Annotated in this window: 15 protein-coding genes; 13 read left to right on the forward strand and 2 right to left on the reverse strand. The window is 57.4% G+C overall.

The window, feature by feature from the left end; genetic code table 11:
- Positions 1–16 precede the first annotated feature (16 nt).
- Positions 17–256, reverse strand: a complete 240-nt coding sequence (locus C0039_RS05555; protein ID WP_076002053.1) for a BolA family protein — start codon at positions 254–256, stop codon at positions 17–19.
- Between the two features lie 116 nt (positions 257–372).
- Entirely contained in the window at positions 373–1,050 is a 678-nt protein-coding gene (locus C0039_RS05560) for an MlaC/ttg2D family ABC transporter substrate-binding protein (protein WP_075998589.1), read from the reverse strand.
- A 186-nt stretch (positions 1,051–1,236) separates the two neighbouring features.
- On the opposite strand from C0039_RS05560, the gene C0039_RS05565 reads away from it, so the two are divergent.
- From C0039_RS05565 to yjgA, 13 genes are all read left to right on the forward strand, one after another.
- A complete protein-coding gene (locus C0039_RS05565; protein ID WP_101517504.1) occupies positions 1,237–2,211 on the forward strand; it encodes a calcium/sodium antiporter in 975 nt (324 codons plus the stop codon).
- Positions 2,212–2,227: 16 nt separating this feature from the next.
- On the forward strand, positions 2,228–3,208 hold the full coding sequence (locus tag C0039_RS05570) for a KpsF/GutQ family sugar-phosphate isomerase (protein WP_101517505.1): 981 nt from the start codon (positions 2,228–2,230) through the stop codon (positions 3,206–3,208).
- Positions 3,205–3,735, forward strand: a complete 531-nt coding sequence (locus C0039_RS05575) for a KdsC family phosphatase (RefSeq protein WP_075998592.1) — start codon at positions 3,205–3,207, stop codon at positions 3,733–3,735. Before C0039_RS05570 ends, C0039_RS05575 begins: the two co-directional genes overlap by 4 nt.
- Positions 3,735–4,292, forward strand: a complete 558-nt coding sequence (lptC, locus tag C0039_RS05580; protein ID WP_075998593.1) for an LPS export ABC transporter periplasmic protein LptC — start codon at positions 3,735–3,737, stop codon at positions 4,290–4,292. The genes C0039_RS05575 and lptC overlap by 1 nt, the downstream gene beginning before the upstream one ends.
- A complete protein-coding gene (gene lptA / locus C0039_RS05585) occupies positions 4,276–4,830 on the forward strand; it encodes a lipopolysaccharide transport periplasmic protein LptA (protein WP_075998594.1) in 555 nt (184 codons plus the stop codon). The genes lptC and lptA overlap by 17 nt, the downstream gene beginning before the upstream one ends.
- On the forward strand, positions 4,808–5,533 hold the full coding sequence (lptB, locus tag C0039_RS05590) for an LPS export ABC transporter ATP-binding protein (RefSeq protein WP_075998595.1): 726 nt from the start codon (positions 4,808–4,810) through the stop codon (positions 5,531–5,533). Before lptA ends, lptB begins: the two co-directional genes overlap by 23 nt.
- A 151-nt stretch (positions 5,534–5,684) precedes the next feature.
- Positions 5,685–7,184 (forward strand): RNA polymerase factor sigma-54, encoded by a 1,500-nt coding sequence (locus C0039_RS05595; RefSeq protein ID WP_101517506.1) that lies wholly within the window; start codon positions 5,685–5,687, stop codon positions 7,182–7,184.
- Between the two features lie 129 nt (positions 7,185–7,313).
- Positions 7,314–7,601: a ribosome hibernation-promoting factor, HPF/YfiA family gene (gene hpf, locus C0039_RS05600; protein WP_075998597.1), complete on the forward strand. Its 288-nt coding sequence runs from the start codon at positions 7,314–7,316 to the stop codon at positions 7,599–7,601.
- A 16-nt stretch (positions 7,602–7,617) separates the two neighbouring features.
- Entirely contained in the window at positions 7,618–8,085 is a 468-nt protein-coding gene (ptsN, locus tag C0039_RS05605; protein ID WP_101517507.1) for a PTS IIA-like nitrogen regulatory protein PtsN, read from the forward strand.
- A gap of 12 nt (positions 8,086–8,097) precedes the next feature.
- The gene (gene rapZ, locus C0039_RS05610) at positions 8,098–8,952 is read left to right on the forward strand and encodes an RNase adapter RapZ (RefSeq protein ID WP_075998599.1); all 855 of its coding nucleotides are present in this window, start codon (positions 8,098–8,100) and stop codon (positions 8,950–8,952) included.
- Entirely contained in the window at positions 8,953–9,222 is a 270-nt protein-coding gene (locus tag C0039_RS05615) for an HPr family phosphocarrier protein (protein ID WP_075998600.1), read from the forward strand.
- A gap of 99 nt (positions 9,223–9,321) precedes the next feature.
- The gene (gene mgtE, locus C0039_RS05620; RefSeq protein WP_075998601.1) at positions 9,322–10,674 is read left to right on the forward strand and encodes a magnesium transporter; all 1,353 of its coding nucleotides are present in this window, start codon (positions 9,322–9,324) and stop codon (positions 10,672–10,674) included.
- Positions 10,667–11,191 carry a ribosome biogenesis factor YjgA gene (gene yjgA / locus C0039_RS05625; RefSeq protein WP_075998602.1) on the forward strand — a complete coding sequence of 175 codons (525 nt, stop codon included), beginning with the start codon at positions 10,667–10,669 and terminating at the stop codon, positions 11,189–11,191. Before mgtE ends, yjgA begins: the two co-directional genes overlap by 8 nt.

Here is an 11,191-nt window from a genome sequence, read left to right on the forward strand (position 1 = left end):
GACCAGCGACCCGGTTTCAGCCCTGCTGCTGCCACTGCTCAGGCGTGAAAGTGCGGATATTTACCGCATGGATACTGCCTTCGGCAATTTCAGCGTTGAGGGCTCCGTATACCAGTTGTTGTTTTTTTACCGGGCGCAGACCGTCAAAAACAACACCTATCGCGGTAATATCGTAATTGGCGCCTTCGCCCTGCACGTGAAACTCGCAGTCTGGCAAGTGATTCTGTAAAAGTACCTTGACGGTAGCGGCGTCCATATCGATCTCCGGGTAGGGGTGCAGTACACATGACAACGCCCCGACCATCAAGGTAGAGGCAGAAATCGGCGTAGTTTAGGAGAAAATGGGGGTAAAGGCGACAGCCACCGGCTGGATCAGCTATCGACTTCAGGCGCCGACCAGGTATCAATCACCGTATCGAGATCACCTTTCTGCTTACGCGCCGCTGACTCGAACTGACTCTGGTAAATCTCTCCAAGGTTTACGCTTTCGATAATCATATTGCGCAGTTTCCACTCCCCTGAACGATCTCGGCCCATCTGGTACATCACGACGTAGGGCTCAACCGCGTCAGAGTATATCAGCTGCTCCACCGACACTCTGGAGGCCTCGGCCTCATCAAGGGAAGGGCTGGATACCTGGATCCGCGACCCGCCGAAGGCCAGTAGCCCCTTACCGTAAGTGCGCACCATGCCCCTGCGCATTACTTCCGTAAACCGATCAAGCTGCGATCGCAGTTGCGCCTGCCCGTCTGCATCCAGGGAGCGATAGCGCTCACTGGTCGCATAAGGACCCATCACCCCGCGGGCAAAGCCACGGAAATCTACCACGGGGTCGAGAATCTCCTGTATGGACTGGTAGTACCTTTCAGGGTCTTCCTCTGCATACTCCTTCGCCTCACTGACCACCGCCATCACGCTGCTGGTCGTGGCCTCCACCACTTCATGGGCGGTCACTCCCGCGTCCGCCTGCGCCACGCCCTGCTGCGCGTTTGCGCCCAAAGCAAGCGCCAGTACCCACAAAAGCGCGCTCAATTGCATGCGAAATTTCATCTCTGCTCCCCGAAGCTGTCCAATACTACTATTCACACTCGCAGTGCCCTGTATAATCCGCCTAATACCGAGACCCGTTACCCCAGGTCCACACGCGGGCCGCTGCGCCTGGTTATGTGACAACAGCGTTGCCTGCGCAGTTCCCCATACCGGCGCGGCGCCTACTTTAACAGGAAACAGGCTTTTATGCTGTTAGCTGCAGCGACCATTCTTGTCGGGTTCATCATGCTTATCTGGAGCGCAGACCTGTTTGTTGCGGGTGCCGCCTCCATTGCCAAAAACCTGGGCATGTCACCCGTTATCATCGGCCTGACGATCGTATCCCTGGGCACCTCTGCTCCCGAGATACTGGTTTCTTTCACCGCCGCCCTCACCGGCGCCGGCGACCTGGCCATTGGTAACGCGATCGGCTCCAACATCGCGAACATCGGACTCGTATTGGGCGTCACCCTTCTGGTGGCGCCCATGCTGGTGCACGAAAGCTGCATGAAAAAGGAGATGCCACTGTTGTTGCTGGTGACCTTTGGAGCCGGCTTTCTGCTACTCGACGACGTTCTGTCAAGCCTGGACGGCTGGGTTATGGTCAGCACACTGGGCTTGATCATCTTTCACATGGTACGGAGTCAACAGCAGGACGAGGTGCTGGTTGGAGAGGCGGAGGATGAGTATCTGCAACCGCTGAAAAGCCGGCAGGCATGGATCTACTTCCTGGCCGGGCTGGTGTTACTGGTTGCGAGTTCTCGCATGCTGGTGTGGGGGGCGGTGGTCATTGCTGAAAGCATGGGCGTGTCGGAACTGGTGATAGGGCTGACTATCGTCGCCGTGGGCACCAGTCTCCCCGAGTTGGCGGCAACGGTCGCCAGCGCGCTGCGCGGACACACTGAGATTGCGCTGGGCAACGTTATTGGGTCCAACATGTTCAACCTGCTGGCAGTGATGAGTATCCCGGGTATCGTCGGCGCGGAGAGCCTGGAGCATGCCGTCATTACCCGTGACTACCCAACGATGATTTTTCTCACCGTCTTCCTCGCCGTGGCCATTCTGGTCAGTCGCAAGCGCCGTGCATCCGTGGGCGGACGCTCCTACATAGGTCGTACGGTAGGGGTATTGTTAGTCTCTTTCTACGCGCTGTATTATTACTGGCTATTTCTTAGTATTTAACCCGGGACCCAGGCCTATGACGGCAACCTCGTCCAGCAATTTCAACCACTCTGCAAAGCGCACCATCGACATGGAAGCGCAAGCTGTCGCTGCCCTTGGAGAGCGTATTGGCGAGGACTTCGATGCAGCCTGCCAACTACTGCTGGAGTGCAAGGGGCGAGTGATTGTCACCGGCATGGGCAAATCCGGACATATAGCCCGTAAAATCGCCGCCACCCTGGCCAGCACCGGTACTCCATCGCATTTTGTGCATCCCGGCGAAGCCAGCCACGGCGACATGGGTATGATTACCGTCGGGGATGCGGTGATTGCCCTGTCCAACAGCGGCGAGGTGAGCGAGGTGGTGACCCTGCTCCCCCTGTTGAAACGTATTGGCAGCAGGCTGATCGCGATGACCGGCAATCCGAATTCCACGCTGGCCAAAGCTGCTGACGCGCACCTGGACACCGGCGTAGAAACTGAAGCCTGCCCGCTGGACCTGACCCCCACCTCCAGCACGACTACCGCATTGGTGATGGGCGATGCACTGGCCATCGCCCTGCTTGAAGCGCGCGGCTTTACGGCGGAGGATTTTGCCTTCTCCCATCCAGGCGGAACCCTGGGCAAAAAACTGCTGCTCAAGGTAGAGGACATCATGCGGTCAGGGGATGCCATCCCCACCGTCACCGCGGAGACGCCGCTCTCTTCTGCGCTGCTGGAAATCAGCAGTAAACGGCTGGGCATGACCACGGTCACCGACGGTGACGGCACACTATTGGGCATCTTTACCGACGGTGACCTGCGCCGCACCCTGGACCAACGCGTCGATATCAATGGCACACCCATCAGCGAGCTGATGACGACCGGCGCGAAGACCGCCAGTCCACAAATGCTGGCTGCGGAGGCACTGCGCATCATGGAGGAGAACGAAATCACATCGCTGGTTGTCGTCGATGACCGCGGAGATACCTGTGGTGTTATCCACCTGATGCACCTGTTGCATGCCGGAATCGCATGAACACAGTGGCTACAGTTGAAGAAATTGCCCGGGACATTACCCTTCTCGCGCTTGATGTCGACGGCGTCCTGACCGACGGCCGTATTCAATACGGAAACAGCGGCGAAGAATTAAAGAGCTTCAACATCAAAGACGGTCTCGGCATCAAGTTGCTTCAACGCGACGGAATCGAGGTAGTACTGATCACCGGCCGCAGTTCGCACATTGTCGCCAGGCGTGCCAGGGAACTGGGCATCTCCGAGGTGATCCAGGGGCGTGAGGATAAACTCACCGCCCTCAAGGAAATATGCTTGCTCAGGCAGGTCACCCCGCAGCAATGCGCCTATATGGGCGATGACCTCCCCGACCTGGCGGCGGTCCGCGCAGCGGGTATCGGCATGGCACCGGCCGATGCCGTTATTTCCCTGCACGAGGCAGCAGACTGGGTCAGTCAATATACAGGCGGCCACGGCGCAGTGCGCGAGGCGTGCGAGGCCTTGCTCAACTGGCGCGGCTCCCTGGGCAAATTGCAAGCGAAATACGACTGATGCCCCGGCTCTTGCTGCAAATCCTGGTGGCCATCGCCCTTGTACTCGCGGCGAACTACTACTGGAAGCCCCAGACTTCACATAGTCCTGACGAAGACACACAAGCGCGCCAGAAAGACCTGCCAAAAAGCTATATCTGGCAGACGCGGGCATGGTCCTTTGACGAAAATGGGGAGCTCACGGATATCCTGGAGGCGGAACGGGTGGAACAATTCGCTCGTGGCAGCGTCTCACTGCTGACAAATCCACGGTTTTATGCGCACAGTGGCGACGACAGAACCTGGTCGGCAGTCGCCGCTCGCGGTCGTTTCGAAGAGCACAGCCAGCGCCTGCTGCTGCGCAAGAACGTTGAACTGACACACGACCAGACCGGCACGCAGATGCAAACCAATGCACTGGATATCGAAGTAGACGAAAAGATAGCGACTTCACGGAAAACCGTTACCATCATTCAGGAAAACAACCGGACCACGGCCGACGGCATGGTCGCCAGAATGAACGAGGAGACTATCACCTTGAAACCCAATGTAGAGAGCACCTATGAGCAGCTACCTTGATCGACTCCTCGCCAGCGGGCTAATCGGCCTACTGGTGCTGGTATTACCGGGTATTGCCAGCGCACTGCCGGAAGACCGGGAGCAACCCATACATATTGAGGCAGATGAGGCCCTGCGCGATGAAAAGCAGGGTTTTACGCGCTATAGCGGCAATGTGAAGATGGATCAGGGCAGTCTGCATATCGAGGCCGACCAGATAACCATCTACCACGTTGGTGAGGAAGCTGATCGCATTCTCGCCACCGGCAAACCTGCTCACCTGCAACAACAACCCGACCCCGCCAAAGGGCTGATCAAGGCCAGGGCGGAGACAATTGAGTACATGAAGAATGAGCAGCGCATCGAATTGCGCAAGAGCGCTCACATTGAACAGGACGGCTCCATCGTCACCGGGGACTTCATCGACTACCTGATCGACCAGCAATTGGTGAAAGCCGGTTCTACCCTGAGCGGTGACACCAGCAGGGTCCAGGTGGTGATACCCGCCCAGGTACTGGATAACGAGGAAGCCGATAGTGGCGCGACTGCAAGCGAATAATCTGGCCAAGGCTTATCGCGGTCGGGAAGTCGTGCAGGATGTTTCCCTGCAGATCGATAGCGGCCAGGTCGTGGGCCTGCTGGGCCCGAATGGCGCCGGTAAAACCACCTGCTTCTACATGATCACCGGGATCATCCAGGCCGACCGCGGTGTGATAGAACTCAATGGGGAGGACATCACTCCCCTGTCCATGCATGAACGCGCCAGGCGCGGTATCGGCTACCTGCCGCAGGAAGCGTCGATTTTTCGCAAGCTTTCAGTCGGTGACAATATTCTCGCCATTCTCGAGACACGCCCGGACCTGAACAAACAGCAGCGCCTGGCGCAGCGCGACCAATTGTTGGCTGAGTTCCACGTCCAGCATCTTCGCGACAGTCTGGGCCAATCGCTTTCCGGGGGAGAAAGACGGCGCGTGGAGATTGCCAGGGCGCTCGCAGCGGAGCCGGACTTCATTCTGCTTGATGAGCCTTTTGCAGGCGTGGACCCTATCTCCGTGAGCGATATCAAGCAAATTATCAACCATCTGCGTCAGCGGGGGATCGGTGTATTGATCACCGATCACAATGTCCGCGACACGCTCGACATCTGCGAGAAGGCCTATATCGTCGGCGAAGGGCACATCATTGCCTCGGGTAGTGCCGAAGAGGTTCTTGGCAATGCGCATGTGCGCAAAATCTACCTGGGCGAGCAATTCAAGATGTAACCCAGGAAGACCCCGCCCGTTTCAGGAAAGTCAACAAGCAAATTTCGCGCCACAAGGTTGCCACGGCTCTTCGGGCAGCGCTAAACTGCTGCTGTTGATGTCACCGAGGATGCTCGCTCCACCAGCGTCGCACAGCGTTACCAAAAACCTGATGAAACAGTCGCTTCAACTCAAGCTTGGCCAACAGCTGACGATGACTCCGCAGCTGCAGCAGGCCATCCGTTTACTACAACTATCCACGCTGGACCTGCAACAGGAAATCCAGCAAGCGCTGGACAGCAACCCCCTGCTGGAAGTGAACGAGGAAGACAACGCCGCAAGTTCCATCGCCGAAGAGGTTCAAAACCAACAGTCTCCGGAGGCGCAACAGGAGAAAGGCGATCAGGGCGACGAGTGGAAGGATGCCTCCAGCAACGCAGACACCAACGTCAGCAACGAAACCATACCTGACGAGTTACCCGTGGATACACAATGGGATGACCTGCTGCCCTCCAGCTCAGCCGCCCCCGCACCCATGGGCGACGACTTCGCGGATGACGACTTCGCGGCCCGCAACGCACCACGCGAGAGCCTGCGTGAGCAACTTCTCTGGCAACTGAACCTCGCGCGCCTGTCCGATACCGACCGACTGATTGCGCTGTCAATCATCGACGCCACCGATGGTGCGGGCAGGCTCCAGCTCACTCTGGAAGACATTCTCGAGTCGTTCGACGCAGAACTCGACATTGAAATGGACGAGGTGGTGGCCGTATTGCACCGGCTGCAGCAGTTTGAGCCCGCGGGAGTGTGCACCCGCGACCTGCAGGAATGCCTGCTAGTACAGCTGCAACAGTTACCCCCCACCACGCCATACATCGAACAGGCAAGAGTGATTCTGAACCGACACCTGCCGCAGCTGGCAAATGGCGATTTCAGCCAGATAATGCGTCGCACCAGGCTCAAGGAACCCCAGCTCAAGGAGGCACTGGCATTAATCCAGACCCTGGACCCGCGGCCGGGAGAAACCTGCGCTCCGGATGAGGTCGAGTATGTTATTCCCGATGTCTTTGTCAGTAAACATGAGGGGCGCTGGCGAGTAGAGCTGAACCCTGACATCGCGCCCAAACTACGCATCAACAGCGGCTACGCCAGCTTGATAAAGCGCGCTGACAACAGCGCAGACAACACCTATTTACGCGATAACCTGCAGGAAGCGCGCTGGTTCCTGAAAAGCCTGCAGAGCCGCAACGAAACCTTGATGAAGGTCGCTACCAAGATTGTCGAACACCAGCGCAACTTCCTCGAATATGGCGAGGAAGCAATGAAACCCCTGGTGTTGCACGACATTGCGGAAGCGGTGGAAATGCACGAATCAACAATTTCGCGCGTTACTACCCAGAAGTATATGCATACTCCGCGCGGCATCTTCGAGCTGAAATATTTCTTCTCCAGCCACGTATCAACAACCAGTGGCGGAGAATGCTCCTCTACCGCAATACGCGCATTGATTCGTAAACTGGTCGCCGCGGAAAATTCGCGCAAACCCCTGAGTGACAACAAGATCACCCAGCTGCTGGAAGAACAAGGTATAAAAGTAGCCAGGCGGACTATCGCCAAGTACCGTGAAACCCTGCATATACCACCGTCGAATGAGCGTAAGCGGCTGATCTAGTATGCGGGTCTCAAAACGAGCAAAAAAAAACCGAAGCGCTATAGCGTTGGTCTAGAATTCAGTAACAAGGAAAATCCGGCAATGCCGGTCCCGGCTCGAACCGGGTTCACTCGAAGAAGGAGCAATAATATGCAACTGACCGTCAGCGGACATCATGTGGAAGTAACCGATCCCCTGCGTGAATATGTGGAGCAAAAATTCGAACGCCTCCAGCGACACTTCGACCAGATCACTAATATCGAGGTCACCCTAATCGTCGAGAAAATGGAGCAGAAAGCCGAGGCGAAAATCCACATTTCCGGAGCCGACATCTTCGCGCATGCCGAGTCCGAAGACATGTACGCCGCAATCGACTCACTGGCGGACAAACTTGACCGCCAGCTAATCAAGCACAAGGAAAAGAATCGCGGGCACTAGCGCCCGTATTATTATCATGCAACCCCTTGCCACACTACTGACCCCGGAGCGCGCAGCTTGCCAGATTCCGGGGCTCAGCAAGAAAAGACTTTTTGAATCCCTCGCCCGCATCATCAGCGACGACCAATTGTCACTGTCTTACGACGAGGTGTTCAGCCATTTCATCGCCAGGGAAAAACTCGGAAGCACAGGTCTGGGCGAAGGTATCGCCATCCCCCACTGCCGCATTGGCAACTGCAGCCAGCCCACAGGAGCGCTGCTGACGCTGGCCGAGCCTATCGATTTTGACTCCCCGGACAACCAACCGGTAGACCTCGTTTTCGCATTGCTGGTGCCCGAGGAAGCAACCCAACAGCACCTGGACACCCTCGCGGGACTGGCGCGCTTGTTCAGCCAGGCCAGCTTCTGTGACGCGCTGCGCGCTGCGCGCACCGCAGATGAGGTGTTCAGGATAGCTACCGAAGCGGAGGCGGTGCCCCCCTAGGGGGCGGTTTTTATGCAGCTAATAATTATCAGCGGGCGTTCAGGCTCGGGTAAGAGTACGGCCTTGCACCAACTGGAGGACGAGGGTTACTACTGCATCGACAACCTGCCCGTATCTCTTCTACCCTCTCTTGTGGCCGAGGCGCAGCTGGAGGAATTCGCGCATTTTCGCGGCACCGCAGTCTGTATCGACGCCCGCAACGCCTGGAAGTACCTTGCCGATTTTGGCCAGGTCATGGATGACCTGCCGGCGTCCGTCGAATCGGAGGTCTTATTCCTGGACGCGGAGGAGTCGGCCCTGATCAAGCGCTTCTCCGAAACGCGCAGAAAGCACCCCCTCACCACTGACAGCATGCCCCTCGCTGATGCCATCGCCAGGGAGCGAGAGTTACTGGAACCCATTTCCAGCGCCGCTACATTAGTGCTGGACACCAGCCAGATGACCATTTACGAATTGCGCGACGCGATCAAACAGCGCTTGCTGGGCAGCCGCAGTGGCAGCATGTCTGTGCTCATCCAGTCTTTCGGCTTCAAGCGCGGTATTCCAACCGATGCTGACCTGGTCTTCGATGTACGCATGTTGCCCAACCCCCACTGGGTAAAAGAGCTGAGACTGCTAAATGGTACCGACGCAGCGGTGCGGGATTTTCTCGAAGCCCAGCCAATGACCGGTGAGCTCTACGCCGATATTCGCAACTTCCTCGACACCTGGCTACCGCGCTACAAGGAGAGCAATCGCAGCTATATGACCATAGCTATTGGCTGTACCGGCGGCCAGCATCGTTCGGTATACTTGACAGAGCGACTGTTCAAGAACTACCAGGAACAATACCCGGGAATTCACATCAGACACAGGGAAATTCAGTAAGTGATTGAGACCCAGGTCACTATCGTCAACAAGCTGGGGCTGCACGCCAGGGCGGCGGCCAAGTTTGTCGGCTGCACCTCAGCTTTTGCCAGCGACATCCGCGCTGGCAAGGATGGGCAACTGGTTGACGCCAAGAGCATAATGTCAGTAATGATGCTGGCTGCAGGCAAAGGTACCGTGCTTGACCTGAAAATCGAGGGCCGGGATGAAGACGACGCCCTGGAAGCGCTCACTACATTGATTGCAAATCGCTTCGACGAAGCCGAGTAGTCGTCTCTGTAACTAATCACGTTGTTGCTACCGGCCGTTTACCGGATAATCTCCCGGCGGCGGGCACTGCTTCCCGCTGCTGAAAGCGGAGCCCACGGCATGCCCCAGAACATCGCCAAACCCCAGGACACACTCGACAGACTGACGCTGTCACTGGACAGCGGCGCCTTTGTCGATGTGCAGCGCATGCTCAATGGCATGCCGCCTGCGGATATCGCGCATATGCTGGAGTCCTCCCCTCCCAAGTTCCGGAACATCCTGTGGAAACTGATCGATGTCGACCTGGAGGGTGAGGTCCTGGGTGAGTTGCCCGACGACCTTCAGTCACACTTCCTGTCACGTATGGATGCTGCCGAGGTGGCCACCATCACCGAGGGACTCGAAGATGACGATATCGCCGACATACTCCAGCAACTCCCGGATCGCATAACCTGGGAAGTACTCAACTCCATGGACCACCAGGACCGCGCGCGCCTGGAACAGGTCATGCTCTATCCTGATGATGTCGCCGGTGGCCTGATGAACACCGACACCATCACCATCCGCGCCAGACTGACCCTGGACGTGGTTATGCGTTATCTGCGCCGCCATGAAGACCTGCCGCCGATGACCGACAACCTCATCGTCGTCAATCGTTCAGACCAGTTTATTGGCCTCTTGCCGTTGCGCACCCTGCTGGTTTCCGACCCGTCCACCACGGTTCGCGAAATGATGATTACGGACATCGACCCCATCCCGGTGGACACGCCCGATGATGAGGTGGCGCGACTCTTCGAGCGCAATGACTGGGTATCGGCGCCCGTGGTAGACGAGAGTGGTAGACTTCTGGGCCGTATTACCATTGACGACGTGGTCGATGTCATCCGTGAGGATGCGGATCACTCCTTCATGTCCATGGCCGGACTGGATGAAGAAGAGGATACCTTCGCGCCGGTGGCCAGGGCCGCACCTAAACGGGCTATCTGGCTGGGTATCAACCTGATTACCGCATTTATCGCCGCCGCTGCCATCAACATGTTTCAGGACACCATCGACAAGGTTGTGGCTCTGGCGGTACTGATGCCGATTGTCGCTTCCATGGGCGGTGTGGCTGGTACCCAGACGCTTACTGTACTGGTACGCGGTATAGCCATGGGCCAGGTGGTTCGCAACAACCAGAACTGGCTGCTGGTGAGAGAGGTGATCATCGGTGTGATCAATGGCGTCGTGTGGGCTGCTGTAGTGGCTGTCGCCGCTTCACTGTGGTTTGACGACTGGAACATAGCATTGATTATCGGCGCGGCCATGGTCATCAACCTGGTGACTGCAGCCTTTACCGGTGCCGCGCTACCCCTGCTGCTCACCCGCTTTAAAATTGACCCGGCATTAGCCGGTGGCGTTATCCTCACGACCGTCACCGACGTGGTCGGTTTTGTCTCCTTCCTCGGCCTGGCTACGATGTTCTATGCGTGATCCCCAATCAGAGCTTGATGACGGCCAGGAAGAAGGCCCCAGCAAATCAGAACTGAAACGGCAGATGCATGCCCGCCAGTCCCTGGGCGAGGAACTGACCCAACTCAACGACCAGCAGCTGGATGGGCTGCCCATTGCCGATGAACAATTGCTGCGAGCTATCCGCGAAACCCGTCGTATCCGCAGCAAGAACGCACTGCGCCGTCATCTACAGTACGTTGGCAAGCTGATGCGCAATATTGACCCGGAGCCGATCACAGAAGCGCTTGAGCAAATGCGCCGGCCCGCCAGCGAGGCGAGCGCCGCTTTTCACCAGTTGGAGCGACTGCGGGAGGATGTTCTGGTCAAGGGTGTCAGCGGTGTGGAGATGGTGATCCAGCGCTGGCCGCAGGCAGATCGACAGCAGTTGCGTCAACTGGTGCTGCAGCACCAGCGGGAACAGAAACTGGGCAAGCCTCCAGCTGCCAGCCGCAAACTATTCCGCTACTTGCGCGAACTGCAGGACAACCACGGATAA

The sequence above is a fragment of the Pseudohalioglobus lutimaris genome (genome assembly GCF_002866825.1).
Lineage (GTDB): Bacteria > Pseudomonadota > Gammaproteobacteria > Pseudomonadales > Halieaceae > Halioglobus > Halioglobus lutimaris.